The sequence below is a fragment of the Pasteurella sp. XG20 genome (assembly GCF_018968665.1).
Taxonomy (GTDB): Bacteria; Pseudomonadota; Gammaproteobacteria; order Enterobacterales; family Pasteurellaceae; genus Pasteurella; species Pasteurella multocida.
Window position 1 is genome coordinate 891129 of the sequence record NZ_CP076656.1, and the last position, 19642, is coordinate 910770.

General features: G+C 38.4%; 17 protein-coding genes and 1 tRNA gene. 8 read left to right on the plus strand and 10 right to left on the minus strand.

Annotated elements, in window-relative coordinates:
• Nucleotides 1–128 precede the first annotated feature (128 nt).
• On the plus strand, nt 129–953 hold the full coding sequence (gene dapD, locus KPF51_RS03965) for a 2,3,4,5-tetrahydropyridine-2,6-dicarboxylate N-succinyltransferase (protein ID WP_061406108.1): 825 nt from the start codon (nt 129–131) through the stop codon (nt 951–953).
• Nucleotides 954–1112: 159 nt separating this feature from the next.
• Complete coding sequence (locus tag KPF51_RS03970) at nt 1113–2195, plus strand: hypothetical protein (protein ID WP_005726524.1); 1083 nt, start codon at nt 1113–1115, stop codon at nt 2193–2195.
• 37 nt (nt 2196–2232) lie between these two features.
• Here KPF51_RS03970 and tehB read toward each other — a convergent pair whose 3' ends face one another.
• A complete protein-coding gene (tehB, locus tag KPF51_RS03975) occupies nt 2233–3093 on the minus strand; it encodes an SAM-dependent methyltransferase TehB (protein ID WP_005726523.1) in 861 nt (286 codons plus the stop codon).
• 347 nt (nt 3094–3440) lie between these two features.
• Between tehB and KPF51_RS03980 the strand changes: the two genes are divergently transcribed.
• Nucleotides 3441–3650, plus strand: coding sequence for a cold-shock protein (locus tag KPF51_RS03980; protein ID WP_005716039.1), 210 nt, complete (start codon nt 3441–3443; stop codon nt 3648–3650).
• Between the two features lie 435 nt (nt 3651–4085).
• Here the strand turns inward: KPF51_RS03980 and KPF51_RS03985 are convergent.
• Nucleotides 4086–4162, minus strand: a tRNA-Val gene (locus tag KPF51_RS03985).
• A 246-nt stretch (nt 4163–4408) separates the two neighbouring features.
• Between KPF51_RS03985 and pyk the strand changes: the two genes are divergently transcribed.
• Nucleotides 4409–5848: a pyruvate kinase gene (pyk, locus tag KPF51_RS03990; protein ID WP_005726521.1), complete on the plus strand. Its 1440-nt coding sequence runs from the start codon at nt 4409–4411 to the stop codon at nt 5846–5848.
• Between the two features lie 110 nt (nt 5849–5958).
• On the opposite strand, the gene KPF51_RS03995 is transcribed toward pyk, so the two are convergent.
• Both KPF51_RS03995 and KPF51_RS04000 read right to left on the minus strand, forming a co-directional pair.
• Entirely contained in the window at nt 5959–7005 is a 1047-nt protein-coding gene (locus KPF51_RS03995) for a Gfo/Idh/MocA family oxidoreductase (protein WP_061406107.1), read from the minus strand.
• Complete coding sequence (locus tag KPF51_RS04000; protein ID WP_005726519.1) at nt 7005–8399, minus strand: MATE family efflux transporter; 1395 nt, start codon at nt 8397–8399, stop codon at nt 7005–7007. The genes KPF51_RS03995 and KPF51_RS04000 overlap by 1 nt, the downstream gene beginning before the upstream one ends.
• Nucleotides 8400–8454: 55 nt before the next feature.
• Between KPF51_RS04000 and KPF51_RS04005 the strand changes: the two genes are divergently transcribed.
• Nucleotides 8455–9069, plus strand: coding sequence for a riboflavin synthase (locus KPF51_RS04005; RefSeq protein ID WP_005716032.1), 615 nt, complete (start codon nt 8455–8457; stop codon nt 9067–9069).
• A 60-nt stretch (nt 9070–9129) separates the two neighbouring features.
• On the opposite strand, the gene dolP is transcribed toward KPF51_RS04005, so the two are convergent.
• From dolP to KPF51_RS04025, 4 genes are all read right to left on the minus strand, one after another.
• Nucleotides 9130–9714 (minus strand): division/outer membrane stress-associated lipid-binding lipoprotein, encoded by a 585-nt coding sequence (gene dolP, locus KPF51_RS04010; RefSeq protein ID WP_005726517.1) that lies wholly within the window; start codon nt 9712–9714, stop codon nt 9130–9132.
• Between the two features lie 63 nt (nt 9715–9777).
• A complete protein-coding gene (locus KPF51_RS04015; protein WP_005726516.1) occupies nt 9778–10365 on the minus strand; it encodes an SIS domain-containing protein in 588 nt (195 codons plus the stop codon).
• 2 nt (nt 10366–10367) lie between these two features.
• Nucleotides 10368–10727, minus strand: coding sequence for a YraN family protein (locus KPF51_RS04020; protein WP_005726515.1), 360 nt, complete (start codon nt 10725–10727; stop codon nt 10368–10370).
• Between the two features lies 1 nt (nt 10728).
• A complete protein-coding gene (locus tag KPF51_RS04025; protein WP_005726514.1) occupies nt 10729–12441 on the minus strand; it encodes a penicillin-binding protein activator in 1713 nt (570 codons plus the stop codon).
• Nucleotides 12442–12518: 77 nt separating this feature from the next.
• Between KPF51_RS04025 and rsmI the strand changes: the two genes are divergently transcribed.
• Nucleotides 12519–13364: a 16S rRNA (cytidine(1402)-2'-O)-methyltransferase gene (gene rsmI / locus KPF51_RS04030; RefSeq protein WP_005726511.1), complete on the plus strand. Its 846-nt coding sequence runs from the start codon at nt 12519–12521 to the stop codon at nt 13362–13364.
• 45 nt (nt 13365–13409) lie between these two features.
• Here rsmI and pbpC read toward each other — a convergent pair whose 3' ends face one another.
• Both pbpC and asnS read right to left on the minus strand, forming a co-directional pair.
• A complete protein-coding gene (pbpC, locus tag KPF51_RS04035) occupies nt 13410–15767 on the minus strand; it encodes a penicillin-binding protein 1C (protein ID WP_005726508.1) in 2358 nt (785 codons plus the stop codon).
• 60 nt (nt 15768–15827) lie between these two features.
• Nucleotides 15828–17231 carry an asparagine--tRNA ligase gene (asnS, locus tag KPF51_RS04040; protein WP_005726506.1) on the minus strand — a complete coding sequence of 468 codons (1404 nt, stop codon included), beginning with the start codon at nt 17229–17231 and terminating at the stop codon, nt 15828–15830.
• 294 nt (nt 17232–17525) lie between these two features.
• Here asnS and KPF51_RS04045 point away from each other — a divergent pair, with 294 nt between their 5' ends.
• Together KPF51_RS04045 and bioD are read left to right on the plus strand one after the other, a co-directional pair.
• Nucleotides 17526–18737 carry an ROK family protein gene (locus tag KPF51_RS04045; RefSeq protein WP_061406105.1) on the plus strand — a complete coding sequence of 404 codons (1212 nt, stop codon included), beginning with the start codon at nt 17526–17528 and terminating at the stop codon, nt 18735–18737.
• Between the two features lie 165 nt (nt 18738–18902).
• A complete protein-coding gene (gene bioD, locus KPF51_RS04050; protein ID WP_005756707.1) occupies nt 18903–19637 on the plus strand; it encodes a dethiobiotin synthase in 735 nt (244 codons plus the stop codon).
• Nucleotides 19638–19642 lie beyond the last annotated feature (5 nt).

A 19642-nucleotide genomic window follows, 5' to 3' on the forward strand; every position in this document is an offset into this window, starting at 1 on the left:
ATGAGCAATATTTGTCGGTTGATTTCTAATCTCAATTCAGGCTGACCTTTTTAAATTAAAAGGTGAGTTTTTATCTGAAATATGATAAAACTAAGGGCTTTAAACGTTCATCCATTGAGGAAAATTGCATGTCATTACAACATATCATTGAAGCCGCTTTTGAAAAGCGCGCAGAAATCACCCCAAAAACAGTCGATGCACAAACGCGAGCCGCGATTGAAGAAGCGATTGAAGGCTTAGATTCGGGAAAATATCGCGTAGCAGAAAAAATTGATGGAGAATGGGTCACACATCAATGGTTAAAAAAAGCAGTGTTATTGTCTTTCCGTATTAATGATAATGAGTTAGTCGCCGGCAGTGAGACAAATTACTATGATAAAGTGCCAATGAAATTTGCTGAATATGATGCGGCACGTTTTCAACAAGAAGGTTTCCGTGTTGTGCCTCCTGCAGCTGTGCGTAAAGGCGCCTATATCGCTAAAAATACAGTTTTAATGCCATCTTATGTCAATATTGGTGCCCGTGTTGATGAAGGTACTATGGTGGATACTTGGGCAACGGTTGGTTCTTGTGCGCAAATTGGTAAAAATGTGCATTTATCAGGCGGTGTTGGTATTGGTGGGGTATTAGAACCATTGCAAGCCAATCCAACGATTATTGAAGATAACTGTTTTATTGGTGCACGCTCTGAAATTGTCGAAGGGGTGATTGTGGAAGAAGGGTCTGTCATCTCTATGGGCGTTTTCATTGGACAATCAACCAAAATTTACGATCGTGAAACGGGCGAAGTAACTTATGGTCGAGTTCCTGCGGGGTCTGTGGTGGTTTCGGGTAGCCTTCCATCTAAATGTGGCAAATATAGTTTATATTGCGCTGTAATCGTGAAAAAAGTCGATGGTAAAACCTTAGGTAAAGTCGGTATTAACGAATTATTACGAACAATTGATGAATAGTGTTGTTAGCTCACTTTCTTTTTAAAATTTGATTAAAACTGACCGCACTTTGTTTCTTTCAAGATAAAGTGCGGTCAGTTTTTTATTAATTTATCCATGACTAATATGCTGATAAATTGTGCTACATTGATAAATGTGATTTTTAGATGAGAGTAAATTATGTATGACCATATCTTAAATGCTTTAGTCAAAATTGAAGAATATTTAGACAATGAAAGTGATAGTGTCGAGATATCCAATAATCTATTTAAAACAGATATTTTAGTTGATTACTATTATTATCCCGGACATTTTGTCGATGTTGATGATGACGAAAAAGAGCTGATTGTGGCGACTTTAGCAGATGCCGGTTATGCAGATCATTATGATGTATTGGCAGAATTATTATGGAAAGCGAATATTGAGCCTATTCCGAAAGAGGAATTAGTCGATGGTAATAGTTATTGTTTTATCATGATAAGTTTTGGTATTACACCAGTTCAGGCACATTTGAAAGCGAAAAAAGCGAAATATGAGCAGGTCACTTTCTTTTGTTTGCCTTATACAGATAGAGAAGGGGAGCAACGTTTTAAAATTTTAGTGGTACCAAATACATTTGGTAGCATTTTTAAAGAAATGAAGTGTGCATGTCTCTTAGACATCGAGAGTGAAGAACAATTAGATAAAACGTATTGGTCACTATTAGAACGTGCTATTGGGCAGATATGCCAAACGCTGTCTATTGACGTGACTGGCTTCGCTTTATCGGATACAACTTACCAACAAAAAACATTAGAAACCTATTCACCGTATTTAACGCAGTTCTGCCAATTAACACAAATTCAGAATATAGAAGGCTTTAAAGCACGTTGGTTAGAAATACAACAGAAACAAAAACAATTAATCCAACAAGTCAAAGATGAAGGTTTTTATGGCACAGTGAAACCCGCTTTCTTAAATTACCGTTTTCTGTTGTGTGAGTTTTTAACTTCTACTTATGAAGATCATTGGCAAATGGACTATGATGCGTTGTTTGATTATCTTGCTAAATATCTAGAGCAACCTTTTGAACTCGATGAAGAAGATGGCTTACAGCCTAATGATATTGCCAGAAAGGTTGAAGCCGAATCAAATTATAGTTTATTAGATATTGAAACGCGTTTGGAGAGTTATTGCTTTTTACCTTGTCTAAAGACAGATGTAGAAAGCATACTGAACTTAGCAGAAATTTTAGATTTTCCAATGAGTAAATTAGGTGATTAAAACAACTAAAACGCTCTGATAACAGGGCGTTGTTGTATTATTTTTTCTTAGCGAGCATGGTGACAAATTTCATTTTAATTCGATTACCATTTTCATCGGTTTTATGTAATTCGCCCATTTCTTCGTTGTATTTAACCAATTCCCAATCTTGATAATAGGTTTTTAATTCATTTTCTTTAAAAGTAAAAGAAAAGGGGACAGGACAAGGGACTTCTTCCGTTGACATCGCCGCAACAATTAAATTATAGCCTCCCACATTAGTATGCGTTTGCATGTTTTCAATAATCTGTGAGATGCATTGTGGCTTGAGAAACATAAAGACGACAGTGGACAAAATAAAATCATAATTTTCGCTGATCTTTGCACTATTGATGTCATAAAGTGCGGTCTGAATAGTAAGATTTTCTTTTTCGGCAGTATCTTGTAAAAATTTGATACTGTTCTCGTTGTGATCCCAAGCTGTGACATTGTAACCTAACAGGCTTAAGAAGAGTGAATTACGTCCTTGACCGCAGCCCAAGTCTAATACTTTACAAGGTGACAATATTTCCACCGCACTTTTCACTTCCGAATGCGTTGGGGTCATATTGTATTTTTTATGAAAGTAGTCTTTTTTCTTACAATGAAATTCAAGAACGCATTCTAGATCTTCTGACATGGCTTCTACTTTATGCCAAGCCTGCGGTTCAACAAGAGGAATAGCCGTTTCTGGTGTAAAAATATGTTCTTGGATTGTTTCTCCCGTTTCCGTCAATTCGTAGAATTTGAGTTTCCCTTTTAGTACGCTTAATTTTCCCCATGTCCCAATTTTCGTATTATGTTTTTCTTGAAACATTTGCGGCAAACTGGAGGCTGTCCAAATTGGCATTCTTTTATAACAAATGAGTTCATTTTGCATAATTTACCCTTAATTTTATTTTAATAGTTGACTCAAATAGTAGGATAAGAGAAAAGTAAATCCATTGCAAACCCCAATTTTGGTTATATTCTACACACAATAAACACTTTTTACCTTTAAATAAAAATAATCGTAAATATCGTTTGCTTTCTCTCTGTTTAAGTGTTCTAATGCGTACCTGCTAGACCCGTCTTTATATAAGTTAGTTAGTACAGTTCTTCCTCATTTACAAGCGTTATATTTGTTACTTGAAAAGCACTCTTACTCATCTTTATTTAAGTAACAGTTATTAGCACTACGCTTGTTTCAAGCATAATTTTAAATTTTATCAATAGAAGGAAGACAACATGTCTAAATTAAACGGTACAGTAAAATGGTTCAACTCTGACAAAGGTTTTGGTTTCATCACGCCAGCAGACGGCGGTAAAGATCTTTTCGTTCATTTTTCAGGTATCATCGGTTCTAACTACAGAACATTAAATGAAGGTGACCGCGTAGAATACAGCGTTCAAGATTCACAACGTGGACCTTCAGCGATTGATGTAAAAGCAATCTAAGTTTTATATCAGCGTATAAATAAGCCTCTTACTTTTTAGTAAGAGGCTTTTTCTTTATTATGTCCATGACAAAATGTTTAAATACTTTGATACCTTTCTCTTTGTAGTATGCCGCAATGGTTAAAACAGATTCGTAGTCCCAGCTCATCGCTTTAATTCTACTACTTGTTTATCCGTTTGCTGATCAATGTTTTCCTAAGAGTAAGTCTTATACTCTTTTAGTATTACGTTTTCTAAAATTTTTAGTATTACATTTCAAAAATCCAATTTTTAGGGCAGAGTAATACCAAATTTTTAAAAATGTAATACCAAATATAATACTAAAATTGTTGGATAGTATTAGAATGTTTTGGAAAGACTTGTCTGTGATTTATGGCTTTCTTATTGATTTTATTGGGGATTTTGGACTGTTTTGGATAGGTTTGGAAAGTGAGATGGTGCGACTAGCTGGACTCGAACCAGTGACCCCCACCATGTCAAGGTGGTGCTCTAACCAACTGAGCTATAGTCGCATCCTGAAATGCGGGGCTATCATATAAGCTTTCAAAACATAACACAAGTACTTTTTCTCTTTCCTTTTTTAACTGCCAAAAAAGTAACCATTTTTCCTTAACTAAAATAGGGAATTTTCGAAATTGTGATCTCGATCTAATTTTATTTTAGGCGTATAATAAGGCACAGTTTTTTCTTTCAAGCTTGAATTATGTAAGAAAGCTAAGATCACTATTTTATAACTTATATCATTTACGGAGTAGGTAATGTCTAGAAGACTAAGAAGAACGAAGATTGTATGTACAATGGGACCGTCAACAGAGCGTGGGAATAATCTTGAAAAAATTATCATGGCTGGCGCGAATGTTGTTCGTATGAACTTTTCTCATGGCACACCAGAAGATCATATCGGTCGCGCGGAGAAAGTACGTGAAGTGGCAAAAAAACTTGGAAAAACCGTTGCTATTTTAGGTGATTTACAAGGCCCTAAAATCCGTGTCTCAACTTTCAAAGATGGTAAAATTTTCTTAAATATTGGTGATAAATTTGTGCTTGATGCCGATTTACCAAAAGGTGAAGGTACGCAAGAAGGTGTTGGTTTAGACTACAAAACATTACCACAAGACGTTGTGCCAGGCGATATTTTATTGTTAGATGATGGTCGTGTTCAATTAAAAGTCTTATCTACAGAAGGTAATAAAGTTTTTACTGAAGTCACTGTTGGTGGTCCATTATCGAACAATAAAGGTATTAACAAGTTAGGCGGAGGTTTATCTGCTGATGCATTAACTGAAAAAGATAAAAATGATATTTTATTGGCAGCAAAAATCGGTGTAGATTATTTAGCGGTTTCTTTCCCTCGTTCAAGTGCAGATTTAAACTATGCGCGTGAGTTAGCTGAAGCCGCAGGCTTAAAAGCAAAAATCGTGGCAAAAGTAGAACGTGCAGAAACTGTTGCAACCACTGAAGCAATGGATGACATTATTTTAGCATCAGATGTCATCATGGTAGCACGTGGTGACTTAGGGGTTGAAATTGGTGACCCTGAATTAGTGGGTGTACAGAAAAAATTAATCCGTCGCGCACGCCAATTAAACCGTGTTGTTATTACAGCAACACAAATGATGGAATCTATGATTAGCAATCCAATGCCGACTCGTGCGGAAGTGATGGACGTAGCGAATGCCGTATTAGATGGTACAGACGCCGTGATGCTTTCTGCAGAAACAGCGGCAGGGCAATATCCAGCAGAAACAGTGGCTACCATGGCAAAAGTGTGTTTAGGTGCTGAAAAAATGCCAAGCATCAATGTTTCTCGTCACCGTATGGATATCACTTTTGATTCTATCGAAGAATCCGTTGCAATGTCTGCAATGTATGCTGCAAACCACATGAAAGGTGTTGCTGCAATTATTGCAATGACACATACTGGACGTACCGCGTTATTAATGTCACGTATTAGTTCTGGTTTACCGATTTTTGCCTTATCTCGTAACCAAGATGCATTAAATCTTTGTGCATTATACCGTGGTGTTACACCTGTTCATTTTGATGAAGTCAGCCGTAATTCAAAAGGTGCAGCTGCAGCGATTCGTTTGTTAAAAGAGAAAGGTTTCTTAGTATCGGGTGATTTAGTTCTTTTAACTCAAGGTGATGAATTGTTAGCAAGTGGTACAAATACTTGCCGTACACTAGTTGTAGAATAAACAGTATTCTTAAAACAAAACGGTGATAAGCTAATGTTTATCACCGTTTTTATTTTTTAAATAAAGTGTAACGATAAGAAAATAGGCTATTTTAATGTTAATAAAACAACCTATTCAGCAGATATTTTTTGCCCAAGCGCGGCACTTTCATATACTTTTTCGATAAGTTTGAGTACTGTTGTGGCTTGTTTTGCGGTCACTAGAAGTGGGGCATTTTTAGTAAGAACCGCATAAATATTGTCATAGTACGCTTGATAATTACCAGAGATAGGCTCAAGTTTTTGACGTACAATAAGACCGTCTATTTCAGTATGTAAAATGCCCCAATCTTGTTCTGATTCTTTATTCCAATCTCTTTTTGGCTGTACACCCGACATGAGTAGTGCTTCTTGATTATCTAATTTAGGTTTGATGTATGAGCCCAGTTTACCTTGTAAAATAATATGAGGTGCTGGTTCTCTGGCATATTTCGTTGATGACAACGTCACTTTTTTATGATCAGCATAATAAAAAGTAATACGAAAACTGTCATCGCTACCACTTTCTGGATTTTGTTTGGTGACATCTGCGAAAAGTGCCTTGGGCATACCAAAGAGATCAAGAACTTCATCAATCAAATGTACGCCTAAATCATAAACTAATCCTGTTCCTAATTCGCCTGTTTCCTTCCATGCCTTTTTGTTTTTGCTTGGACTATAGCGTTCATAGCGAATTTCATATTCGACAATTTCACCCAGCGTGTTTTCTGCGATGAGTTTTTTCACCGTTAAGGCACCGCTATCCCAACGACGATTTTGATACACCGATAACATGACGTGATGTTTTTGTGCTAAAACGTCTAATTCCTCAGCTTGTTGCGCGGTGATAGCAAGTGGCTTTTCAACAATAACATGTTTCCCTGCTAATATGGCTTTTTTAGCGAGGTCATAATGGGTTTGGTTAGGTGTAGTGATAAGAACTAAATCAATATCCTCTTCTAATAACTGTGTAAAATCGCGAACAGTCGTGATGTATGGATAAATTGATTTGGCTTTGTCACTTTGTCGCTCAAAGACTTTATGGATACAGAAACGGGGATCTTGATGTAAAAAAGGAGTATGGAAGGTTTTGGCTGACATACCAAAACCTGCAATACCAACATGAATGATCTTCGACATTATTTTAATTTCTCAAGTTTAGCAAATAAAATGGCATCTGGTTGAGCTTGGATTTTGCGCATTCTGATCATCAACAGCGTAGCGGCAATAGTTAGGCTGACAACAAAGCCAATCCAAAAACCTTCCGCCCCTAGAGCAGGCATCAACAGATCTGTACGAGCTAAGGTATAGCCCATTGGCATACCCACTACCCAATAACAAAAGAGTGTAATGTATAAGATAGCTTTTGTATCTTTATAGCCACGTAATGCACCGCCGGCTACGACTTGAACGGTATCAGAGAATTGATAAAGGGCAGCAATTAAAAGGAGTGTGCCAGCCATCGCAATCACATCTCGATCTTTGACAAAAATTTCAGCAATCTCAACACGGAAGATGACCGTTAATGTCGCCGTGATGACCGCAATCAGTAAGCCGACAATTAAGGCGGAGTAGGATACCTGTTTCGCCTTATCGGCTGCGCCTTCACCTAAACGCTGTCCTACTAGAATGGTTGCTGCCATACCTAATGACATAGGAAGCATAAACAAGAAGGAGCTGGTATTCAATGCAATTTGATGGCTTGCAACGATATCCGTACCTAATGGGGATAATAGCAAGGCGGTAAGGGCGAACAGTGCCACTTCGCAGAATAAGGCGACAGCAATCGGGAAACCTAAGTTGAGGAGTTTTTTTAAGGTAGTAAAATTAGGTTTTTCTAGGATTTTGGCAAAGACTTTAAGGTCACGTTGATTACGTGCATTTTTACAATAGGCGATCATCAAAATACACATAAACCAGTTCACAATGGCGGTCGCAATACCACATCCAACCGCACCAAAGGCGGGGATACCAAGTTTTCCATAAATAAAAATATAATTGAGTGGAATATTTAAACCTAAGCCTAAAAACGTGATCACCATAGCTGGTTTGGTTTTCGCAATACCATCATTTAAGCAACGAAAATTAATCATCAGTAAATAAGCGGGCAAGCCCCAAATCATTGCATGTAAATAGCCAATAGTGATCTCTTTGAGATGATCTTCCACTTGCATATAGTCAAAAACGAGGTTGCTATAATAAATGAGAATACCTAAAGGTAGGCAACTAAATAAAATAATCCAAATACCTTGTCGTACTTGATGGGCAATTTGATCGCGTTTGCCTGAGCCATTGAGATAGGAGATCGTTGGTGGGAGCGCTAGTAGAAGTCCGTGACCAAACAGCACTAAGGGGAACCAAATGGATGCGCCCACTGAAATCGCTGCCATATCTGCCGAACTGACGCGTCCAGACATGATGGTATCAACTAACCCCATTGAGTTTTGGGCAATTTGTGCCAGTAAGATCGGGAGGGCAATAAGCAATAATTTTTTTGCTTCCACTTTATAAGCACTAAAATCTATAAATTTCATAAAAATTCCGAGTTTGTTATAATAATAGAATATTGAGTTTTAAAGAGAGATGACTATGTTTACAGGTATTGTTCAAGGAACTGCAAAAATTGTTTCTATTCAAGACAAAGCTAATTTTAGAACACAGATCGTGAAAATGCCACAAGAAATGCTGAAAGGATTAGAAATTGGTGCTTCAGTTGCGAATAATGGCGTATGTTTGACGGTAACAGAGATTAATCAAGATTGTGTTAGTTTTGATTTAATGGCAGAAACATTACGTATTACAAATTTAGGCGAGTTACAGCCGGGTGATTTGGTGAATATTGAACGTGCGATGCAAATGGGCAGTGAAATTGGTGGGCATATTTTATCGGGGCATGTGTATTGTACGGCGAGTGTGAAGCAGATTTTCAGTTCAGAAAATAATCGCCAGATTTGGTTCGAATTACCGGATATGGCAACCATGAAATATATTTTACCTAAAGGCTTTATTGCGATTGATGGAATTAGCTTAACCATTGGTGAAGTGAAAGGACAAACATTTTGCGTTAATTTGATTCCTGAAACGTTGAATCGTACCTTGATTGGCACGCGTGAAGTGGGGGATAAAGTGAATATTGAGATTGATCCACAAACGCAAGCGATTGTGGATACAGTAGAGCGTTATTTGAGTACAAAACAGCAATAATAAGACAAAATAAAAGTGCGGTGAAAATAAAGTGAATTTTCACCGCACTTTTTTATTGGCTTAATTTAAGTAATTAAAGACTTTGATGACTTTGTTAACACCTGACACATTGCGTGCAATATCCGCTGCGGCATCCGCTTGTGCTTGAGTGACGTTACCCATTAAAAAAACTTCGGCATTTTCCGTAATCACTTTAATATCAGTAGATTTGACGCGAGAATCCACGAGCATTTTAGATTTAATTTCGGTGGTGGTTACTCCGTCTTTTGCAATTTGACCGAAGCTAATTTGTGGCTGGATACGAACTTGATTATATACTTCGTTTACACCTTCTACACCTTTCGCCAAGCTGGTAGCGACTTCAGCAACATTCGCGTTTGGGGCTTGACCAATTAATAAAACACGACCGCTATAAGAAATAATATTAATACGCGCTTCCGATTTAACTTGCGCATCTTTACGAATGGCAAAACGCACTTTTTCTTCTAAAGTTTCATCATCAACTTGTGTGCCAACAGTTCTTGGGTCAGTAGCAACTTTGGTTGCCACGGCTGCCGTGCCAGCAATGGTTGCGGCCACACAACCTTGCAGTAGGAGAGCAGTCGCTAAAATAAAAGTGTATTTTTTTAACATGTTGATTTGCATAAGGGATCTCCTTTTGTATTTGTCATGCGAGTTAGTGTTGTTGAAATCCTGATTCTTGTCAAGTTATGAATGTGAAAACAGAGCGTGATCGACCAGTTCACAAATTGCATTAGCAATAAAACAATGTCCTTCAATCACTCGGCTTTCTTTGATTGCGGGAATCGCGATTTCGAGATCGTGTTCGGTCAAAAAACCTTGAATATGATCATTTGAGGCACTCGTTAAGACAATTACAATAATGCCTTTGTTTACCGCACTGTTAATTGCATTAATGACAATTTCATCATTATGAGGCAAAGGAGAAAAAGCAATAAGAATATCCCCTTGTTGAGCCACTGCATTAAATTGGCGTTGAAATAAGGTTTCTGTATTATTATCAAGCGCCATTGCGGCGTTAATGGCACTATCTAAACTGAGTAAAACAGAAGGGAAACTAGGTCTGGCTAACTCATAGCGATTTAATAAGTTTGCGACAAACAGTTGGGCATTAATATAAGAACGTCCGTTTCCGCAGGCAATAATTTTATTCCCTCTTAACAAACAATCCACAATCATTTGTGTGGCTTGCATGATGGTATCGGGTAATAAACTGGAGGCGGAAATCTGTGTTTGAATACTTTCAGTGTATAAGTCTTTGAGTTTATCTAACATAATTAATCAAGAAAATTTATAATCCATTCAAGGTCTTGTGTGGTTTTACCGAAAGCAATTAAGTCAAACCGGCAGTCAGTGTCTTCCAAGCTACGATTTTGCTGTGCAAGCCATAAACTTGCTGCATTCAGCCACTTTTTTTGTTTTTCCCAATCAACACTTTCCACTGCTGAACCAAAAACCGCATTTTTTCGTTGTCGCACCTCAACAAAAACGAGCGTGTCTTGATCTCGCATAATCAGATCTAATTCGCCACAGGAAAAGGATTGATTGGCGGCTACAAATTGTAGTCCTTTTGATTCTAAAAAGAGGCGAGCTTGGTATTCAAATCTCGCCCCTTGTTGACGCTTTAATGAGAACATCTTAGTTCAAGGAGATAATGCCACCACTTTGGTATTGGAACCAGGTCATGTCACGCTCAATATTACAGTTTGCGCCCGCACTTAGTTTACCGGTCAAACCATCAATGTTATAACCTGGTACTTGGCGTAACTCATTAAAATGATTAATAAGCAACCAAGCGTCAGCGCCCATTGCATAGAGGCGCATCAGTGAAAAATCACCTTTGGTTAATTTTTCAATTTTCTTATATTGGTTAGATGTAACATCTTTAAAGAAAGGAATATCACTAAATTGTAAACCTTCCATTAATAAACGATATTCTGGCGCATTGTTAGCGGAATTACTGCGCGAACTGGCATAAAGTTTCGTTGTACGACCGCTGTTATCAATGGTTGTTTTAATTTCAGCTAATTGATCACTCATGGCAACAATATAGACGCCAGAGGTATTTTGATCGTCTAAGGTATAAGTAATATCAGCCGGTAAGTTATAGAAACGAATATTGGCATCCGTTGCAGCTAATTGTTGCCAACGCACATTAAACGCAGAAGCTGTACGACGACCTAAATCATTTTGTGGTACAAAAACAGAAGGTGTTCTAATCCCATCTTTCCACATTTTGTTCGCTGCTGACTCGGCTTCGTCTTCAGGTGAAAGTCCGTAGTAACATAATTGCCCGATTGCGCGTTCATTTGAGGTAGAGTTTAGTGTTAACACATCTAAGCCTTGTACTAGCTGTGCGTTATTCAAGAGCATATCCACATTCTGTTTTAGCAATGGACCAACGACTGTTCGAATCCCCGCTTGTTTAACTTGATCGAAAATCACATCAACCGGGGTCGCAGCGGTGTCAAATACTTGAACTTGCGTCGCGCTATTGTCTTTTGCTGCATCAAAACCTGCTTTAATGGTATTTCCGATGACTTGAGCATTGCCGCTAAGTGGTAACAATAACGCGACTTGTGAAAATTGTGTTTGTTGGAAATTAAACAGACCTTGTAGTTCTGTTGGGAATAAGTAAGCCGCTGGGTGTGTCGGATAAGCGGTTTTCCATTGCTGAATTGCTTGGCTTAATTGTGCAGGATTGCTTAAATTTTGGTTATAAGCACGAGTTAAGGCTAACCAGCCACCCAATGCAATGTTCCCTTCGGCTACAGTGTTATTAATCACACCACGGTTAGCATTACGAAGGAGCGACCAAGTGCGGTCGATATTGGCTTGTTTACGAGAAACATCTGATAAAAGCTGGTCGATTTGAATTCGAGCTTTTACCGCTTCAATCGCATCATAGCGATTTTCTGCGATACGTGCTGCCACATCATAATAACGTGCTAATTGTGAACGGCTTAATTGAGCGAGATTAATGTGTTTAAGCTGTGTATCTGCCACGGTATTTTGTTGTTTAACTGCGGCGATATGTGCTTCAATAATTGATTTATCTAATACTTGTTCGTCAGTTAATGTTGTTAATTCATTGAGTAATGCTTGAGCCTGAGGAATTTTGTTTTCTGTGACAAGTACACGTGCGGCAAGCAATTTATAAGTATGCTGTTCTTCGAGATTTTGTGCTTGATAGACTTTATTCATATAAAAGTCAGAATTCGCATTGGCATCACTCTGCAAGAGACTTGCTGAGCCACCACCTAAGAAAGTCGTACAGCCGGCAAGAAAAAGTGCCAACAAAAAAGGCATTAATCGATTTTTTAAATGAGTGTGTTGTAATAGAATAGTCATGATTACTCCGTTTGTTAACAACAATAGAACGATCTTACTTATCTCATTAACTAAAAGCAAATAAAAAGAAGTATGAAATGAACAATTTAACAGGAATTTTATATATTGTCGCCACGCCGATTGGGAATTTACAAGATATTACACAAAGGGCTTTAGCGATTTTTGAACAGGTTGATCTGATTGCGGCGGAAGATACGCGTCATAGTGGTTTACTATTAAGCCATTATGGTATTAAGAAGCCTTTTTTTGCTTTACATGATCATAATGAACAACAAAAAGCACACCTCTTAGTAGAGAAATTACAGCAGGGGCAACATATTGCCTTGATTTCTGATGCGGGGACGCCACTGATTAGTGATCCCGGTTTTCATTTAGTACGTCAATGTCGCCAAGCTGGCATTAAAGTGGTGCCGATACCGGGTGCTTGTGCTGCGATTACCGCACTTTGCGCTTCAGGTATTGCATCCGATCGTTTTTGTTTTGAAGGATTTTTACCGGCGAAAAGCAAGGCACGTTGCGATAAATTGCAAAATCTCGCTGAAGAAGAGCGTACGCTGATTTTTTATGAATCAACCCATCGCATTTTGGATACCTTAGCGGATATCGAAAAAACGTTGGGAGCAGAACGCTATGTGGTATTGGCGCGGGAAATTACCAAAACCTGGGAAACGATCGTAGGGGACAATGTGGCAAATTTACGCCAATGGTTAGGAGAAGATCCGAATCGCACTAAAGGAGAAATGGTGTTAATTATTGAAGGGAAAGTCAAACAGGAGACTGATGAGATAAATCCCCAAGCCCTCAAAGCACTTGAATTAATAAGCCAATCGCTTCCATTAAAAAAGGCGGCTGCCATTGTGGCGGAAATCTATGGTTATAAGAAAAATGCGCTGTATCAATATGGATTAGAGCATTTTAATTAAAGTTCTAGCTAAAAGCCCCATAGCAAGTAAATGCGCTGGGGCTTTTTAAAATCCTTTCAGTAGCACATTAATGGAAAGGCTTGTGCTTCTGCCGTAATCATCTGTCACCGAGATCGTATAATAGCCTGCTGACCTAGGTTGCCAAAAAAGAGGTTGCTGCGGCAAGGCTTCACCAATAAAACTATTATTGACAAACCAGTATAATTTTTTGACTTCACCCGCGGCAATAGCTGACAGAAGTAAAGGGCTTTTTGGGTTGTCATGTTCAATATAATAATGACGTTGTGCTAATGGCGAAACGATTTGCGGATTATTATGGTGTAGATTTTGTAAGGCTTGGTGTTGTTGTTCATAAGGGCAAGCCGTATTTATGATCGGCATTCTTTTCATGACGCCAGCTTGCGCAAAAATCTGTTGAAAATCACTTGACCACATTTCATAAATTTTTTGTTCCGTTTCGGCTTTATCATGTGTTGAACATGCCAACATGTCGCTATTTTTGAGTACCGTAAAAGGCTGATAAAGCTGGCTGATGGTAATCGGTGATTTTCCGGGAATAAACAGGGTGTTGACTTGTTGTTGACAATAGGCATTCGGTAGATTTCCGTCCGCCTGACAAACGAGGACATGTTTTAAATTGAGTTGATTGATATTTTCAGTGACAATGTCACGCATTTGGGGCTCACTAGCAATCAGACTGTCTGCCAGTTGTAAGAACAAAGGGGCAGCCAAAGCACGCCCAATAAAATGTGGGTTATTTTTATTGTTAAAATTACCAAACCAAACCACAAGAGTATAGTGTCCAAAATAACCCGCCGTCCACGCATCGCGTAGCCCATTTGACGTGCCGGTCTTCCAATAGAGCGGTAATGCAGTCTTAATCGATTTATTTTGCACATCGGTGCGAAAATTTTGCCGCAAAATATCATGAATCATGACCGCACTTTCTTGACTTAATAAGGTTTTAGGCGCAGGAAGACTATCTCGTTGGTTGAATTTCAACGGTTGCCATCTCCCTTGATTGGCTAACATCGCATATAAACTGGCTAACTGTTGTAGATTTAATTCAGCACCGCCTAATACTAGAGATAAGCCATAATAGCTTTTACTTTTGGGTAGTTTGATATCTGCTTGTTGGAGAAAGTCGTAAAGATCGGGGTTAAGTTGTTTGGCAAGATCAATAGCAGGAATATTGCGGCTTTGTAATAACGCCTGAGTAACACTGACGGGACCTAAAAAATTGCCTTCGTAATTTTCGGGCTGGTAATCACCAAAGGTCGTTGGCAAATCTTTTAAAACGGTTTTGCCGTGGGCTAAACCTTGATCAAACGCCAATGCGTAAATAAAAGGTTTTAACGTTGAACCATAAGAGCGGTTAGCTAAAGTACCATTAATTTGTCCCGAAATAGCTGGATTAAAATAGTTACCCGAACCGATCAAGGCTTTTACTGCCATATCGCGATTATCCACTAATAGTACTGCGACATTTTCTATTCCTTTAGTGTATTGCTGGGATAAATAGCGGCGTGTAATACGCTCAATTAATCGCTGTTGGGAGCTATTGAGCGTACTGACAATATGCGTTTGTTCAGGATATTGTTGTAGTAATTGATCAACAAAATGCGGTGCAAAAAACGGTAGTTTTTCGAGTGGTCGCAGTGGATAATTGAGTTGAAAATCTGTTTGCCATTGTTGATCAGCAGGGTATTGTGCTATCCAACGTTGGTAAAGTTGGTTACGTGCCTTGAATAAAGCAGAATTCAGCTGTTGATTGTTTTGACGAATATAGCTGTTCGGATTCTTTGGTAAAATCGCTAAGGTAAGCGCTTCAGCCAAATTCATCTTATGATTGGCTTTATTAAAGTAGATTAAACTGGCGGTTCCCGCCCCTTCAATATTTCTGCCATAAGGGGCAAAATTCAAATAAGCCTCTAAAATCTCTTTTTTTGAGTAACGTATTTCCAGTTGGATTGCGCGTAAGATTTGTTCTGTTTTGCCTAATAGACTTCGGCTGTCAATAGCCCATAAGACACGAGCCAGTTGCATAGTAATCGTTGATCCACCTTGTGGTGAGTTGCCTAAAATGTAGGTTTGCCAAGCCCCACGCAATAGCCCGTAAGGATTAACACCAAAATGCCAATAAAACCATTCATCTTCCTGAAAAAGCACCGCATCAACAAGTTTCGGGGAGATATCATGGAGAGGTGTCCATAGACGGTATTTCTCATCTTTGGCGGTGGTGAGGCGTAACAAATTTTGTTGCTCGTCATAAACTGCGCTGGAATAGGGGAAATGATCTTTTAATGGGGAGTAAGGTAAAAGGCGAACAATGGTCACCACGCAGGCAAGTAAAAGTGCGGTATAAAGCAGCGATAAAATACAGTTTTTACGTAAGCGAGCCATTCAGGTGACCTAAAAAATTCCCCTTAATAATATAAGGGGAATTAGCAGTGTTAAGTTTGTTTAGAAGTTTGCATTACGCGGTGAACGTGGGAATGGGATCACATCACGAATATTTTGTACGCCAGTAACATACACGATTAAACGTTCAAAACCTAAACCAAAACCAGCGTGTGGTACGGTGCCATAACGGCGTAAATCGCGATACCACCAGTAATCTTCTGGGTTGAGTCCCATTTCGATCATTCGTTTATCCAGCACGTCTAAACGTTCTTCACGTTGTGAACCGCCGATAATTTCACCAATACCCGGTGCTAACACATCCATTGCTGCGACAGTTTTTCCGTCATCATTTAAGCGCATATAGAAAGCCTTGATGTCTTTCGGATAGTTTTTAACCACAACTGGCGATTTAAAGTGTTCTTCCGCTAAATAACGTTCATGTTCAGAGGATAAGTCGATCCCCCAAGAAACTGGGAATTCAAATTTCTTACCTGATTGTAATAACACCTCAATTGCATCAGTATAGTCAATTTGCGCGAAATCTGAATTGATGAAATTTTCTAAACGGCTAATAACGTCGTTATCGACATGTTTTTCAAAGAATTTTAAGTCATCTTTGCGTTCTTCAAGTACTGCACGGAATACATACTTTAACATATCCTCGGCTAATTTCGCGTTATCGGCCAGAGTCGCAAAGGCAATTTCTGGTTCAACCATCCAGAATTCAGCTAAGTGGCGTGTTGTATTGGAATTTTCTGCACGGAATGTTGGACCAAAAGTATAAATTTTACTTAAAGCACAGGCATAGGTTTCACCATTTAATTGCCCGGATACGGTTAAGAAAGATTCTTTTCCAAAGAAATCTTGTGAAAAATCGACCGCACCTTTGTCATCACGTGGCAGATTTTCTAAGTCGAGAGTGGACACACGGAACATTTCGCCTGCCCCTTCTGTATCTGATGCGGTAATTAATGGCGTCGCTACCCAATAGAAACCTTGTTCATGGAAAAAACGGTGGATGGCTTGTGCTAAGCAGTGACGAACACGTGCGACTGCGCCAATAATATTGGTACGAGGGCGTAAATGAGCCACTTCACGTAAATATTCAATTGAGTGACGTTTTGCCGCCATTGGATATGTTTCTGGGTCCTCAACCCAACCTGCGACCTCGACTTTTTCTGCTTGTAATTCAACAGCTTGACCTTCAGCAGGGGATTCTACAACAGTACCTGTTACAATAACAGAACAGCCGGTTGTTAAACGCAACACTTCTGTTTCGTAATTTTCAATATCATTATTGACAATTGCTTGGATAGGATCAAAGCAAGAACCATCATAAATGGCCAAAAAAGAAAGACCTGCTTTTGAGTCACGGCGAGTACGAATCCAGCCACGGACAGTGACGGTTTCACCAATGGCAATTTTGCCTTGTAAAACATCTACAATAGATGCGACTTTAGTCATATAAAACCTCAATTTTCAACAAATTTTTTGTGGAGAAATAAACCGACATAGTTTACCTCAACTTAGTCGAATTCACAAAATCTATTAAATTTTTTGTTTTTGTGAAATAGACCCCATAATTGAATTAAAGTGCTTGTTTTTATTAATGTAACTGGTTATAAGTACAAATCGACCATTTTCTATGTGAGTAGAATATGCTGCGTTAATACGCAATACGAACGAAAGAGTAGGCGTTGTGAATTGTTTGAAATAACAACGTGATGTTACATCATTGATATATTGAGTATTACAGTTATGCCAAAAATTAGAAAAGAGGATAAATTACCATTACGTTTGACACAGCTTGGTAAAATTTATCGTTTAGTTGAACAATTTGAAGAAATTTCTCGTATAGACTTATCAAAACTTTCACGTTTAGCACCAGCGACCATTACGGCATTGACACGCGAATTAATCAAAGAAAAATTGATTGTCGAGCGTGCCGTTCAAAATACAGAAAGTCGTGGGCGTCCTGCCATTGGATTATGTGTTTCACCTTTTTATTGGCAATCTTTATGTGCAACCTTGGTTGAAAACCGTTTTGAACTGATTCTAAGTGAATTAGATGGCGGTGAAATAAAAAGTAAAAGCTATCCTTTAACCACCTCCGATTTAGTGCACTTAGATCAGGTATTAGTCCAATATTTACAACAATTTCTTTTTGAAACCCAACATGAACTAAATCATTTAATTACTTTTTCCATTGCGGTTGGTGGCGAGCTTGATAGTAAAAATCGATTGATAAAGTTAGGCGATGTCAACCTTGATCTTGATTTAGAAAGCCTATTTAAACCGTATTTTAAAGTGCCTGTATTAGTGACGGAATATTTCCAAACTTGGTTAATGGCAGAATCAACATTAGGAAGTGTGATTAATTGCGATAATGTGTTATTCCTACAGTTGGATGATGTGATTAATTTTAGTGTATTGTCTAAAGGCAAGCTCTTAACTCATCAGCATCAAGTCAGAAGTCATATCAATAAAATGATTGTACCGAAGATAAGCCCTTTACAAGACCTGATTAGCCCGCATTTAGCGGATCTTGAACGCTATCAACTCCAACATCAAGTTACCCATAAAGCCATTTACCCTTTAATTACGCATTATTTCCCAGAAGCGACCTTAGCACAAAGTGAAATTGAATTTTTATGTCAGAAAGCGAATGCGCAGAATCCACAAGCTCAACAAATTCTGCATTATGTTGCAGATAGTCTGGCATATATTTTAATGAATCTTATCAATATTTTTGATTCTGAGAAAATCATGTTAAGTTCGAGTTTTTTAAGTGCAAAAGAAGTTTTTCTTCCTCGTGTGAATCAAACGCTCAAAGCAAATTTAGGCGCAGATTACCCTCATGTTGAAGTAATTACCGGACGCTATGAATGGAATACACCAGTAGTTGCAGCGGCGGCGATTAAACAAGGTATCTATGACGGTAGCTTGCTTGGGCATTTTATTAAGCACTAAGTTTTTTTATTCAGCACTGTTTTTGATTTATATCAAACAGTGCTTTTTTATTTTTCCTCCTGCGCTAAAAGGGAATAATTTCTGAGAAAAAGTTGTGTTATCTCAACATTTTTTTTGCGTGATTGCTTTAAGATCTCGCATTAAGAAATAACAAGGGGATAAACCATGAGCAGTTTTTTTCTGACAGGCACGGATACTAATGTAGGTAAAACAGTCGCAAGTCGAGCCATTATACAAGCTTTACAAAATCAAGGTATCCAAATTGTGGGCTATAAACCAGTTGCCTTTAGTCGAGAAGAATGTGTTTATACCGATATGGAAAATCAACAAGCCGCAGAAAGTGATTACGATTCACAAGATAATAGTGATGTGCTAACACTGATGAAATCAACTCACGAAAAAGTAAGTTATCAGGAAATCAATAGTTATACCTTTCGCCACAGCCTCCCCGTTTTTTCTGTTCAAGGTAAACATATTCGCATTGAAAAAATGGATGCGGATTTAGCTCGTTTAAATCAAAAGTATCAATCTGTTTTAGTCGAAGGCAGCTATGGTTGGCTAACGCCCATTAATAAAACGTATTGCTTTGCAGATTGGGCAAAATCACATCAAATGCCTGTTGTATTGGTCGTGGGAATTAAAGAGGGGTGTCTTAACCATGCGTTATTAACGGTTGAATCTATACAACAGAAAGGTTTGCCATTATTAGGTTGGATTGCTAATCGAATTAATCCCTGTTTAGGACATTATGCCGAGATTATTGATTTGCTCAGTGAAAAAATTGATGCTCCTTTATTGGGGCAAATTCCGTATTTACATAAGCCGGAAGAACAAGACTTAGCACGTTATATTCATAATCTCGATCGCTTAACCTATATGGAAACTGTTTTAGCAGAGTAGTGTAA

Coding starts and splice junctions, on each gene's coding strand:
- dapD (WP_061406108.1), top strand. CDS start 129: ATGTCATTACAACATATCATTGAAGCCGCTTTTGAAAAGCGCGCAGAA.
- KPF51_RS03970 (WP_005726524.1), top strand. CDS start 1,113: ATGTATGACCATATCTTAAATGCTTTAGTCAAAATTGAAGAATATTTA.
- tehB (WP_005726523.1), bottom strand. CDS start 3,093: ATGCAAAATGAACTCATTTGTTATAAAAGAATGCCAATTTGGACAGCC.
- KPF51_RS03980 (WP_005716039.1), top strand. CDS start 3,441: ATGTCTAAATTAAACGGTACAGTAAAATGGTTCAACTCTGACAAAGGT.
- pyk (WP_005726521.1), top strand. CDS start 4,409: ATGTCTAGAAGACTAAGAAGAACGAAGATTGTATGTACAATGGGACCG.
- KPF51_RS03995 (WP_061406107.1), bottom strand. CDS start 7,005: ATGTCGAAGATCATTCATGTTGGTATTGCAGGTTTTGGTATGTCAGCC.
- KPF51_RS04000 (WP_005726519.1), bottom strand. CDS start 8,399: ATGAAATTTATAGATTTTAGTGCTTATAAAGTGGAAGCAAAAAAATTA.
- KPF51_RS04005 (WP_005716032.1), top strand. CDS start 8,455: ATGTTTACAGGTATTGTTCAAGGAACTGCAAAAATTGTTTCTATTCAA.
- dolP (WP_005726517.1), bottom strand. CDS start 9,714: ATGCAAATCAACATGTTAAAAAAATACACTTTTATTTTAGCGACTGCT.
- KPF51_RS04015 (WP_005726516.1), bottom strand. CDS start 10,365: ATGTTAGATAAACTCAAAGACTTATACACTGAAAGTATTCAAACACAG.
- KPF51_RS04020 (WP_005726515.1), bottom strand. CDS start 10,727: ATGTTCTCATTAAAGCGTCAACAAGGGGCGAGATTTGAATACCAAGCT.
- KPF51_RS04025 (WP_005726514.1), bottom strand. CDS start 12,441: ATGACTATTCTATTACAACACACTCATTTAAAAAATCGATTAATGCCT.
- rsmI (WP_005726511.1), top strand. CDS start 12,519: ATGAACAATTTAACAGGAATTTTATATATTGTCGCCACGCCGATTGGG.
- pbpC (WP_005726508.1), bottom strand. CDS start 15,767: ATGGCTCGCTTACGTAAAAACTGTATTTTATCGCTGCTTTATACCGCA.
- asnS (WP_005726506.1), bottom strand. CDS start 17,231: ATGACTAAAGTCGCATCTATTGTAGATGTTTTACAAGGCAAAATTGCC.
- KPF51_RS04045 (WP_061406105.1), top strand. CDS start 17,526: ATGCCAAAAATTAGAAAAGAGGATAAATTACCATTACGTTTGACACAG.
- bioD (WP_005756707.1), top strand. CDS start 18,903: ATGAGCAGTTTTTTTCTGACAGGCACGGATACTAATGTAGGTAAAACA.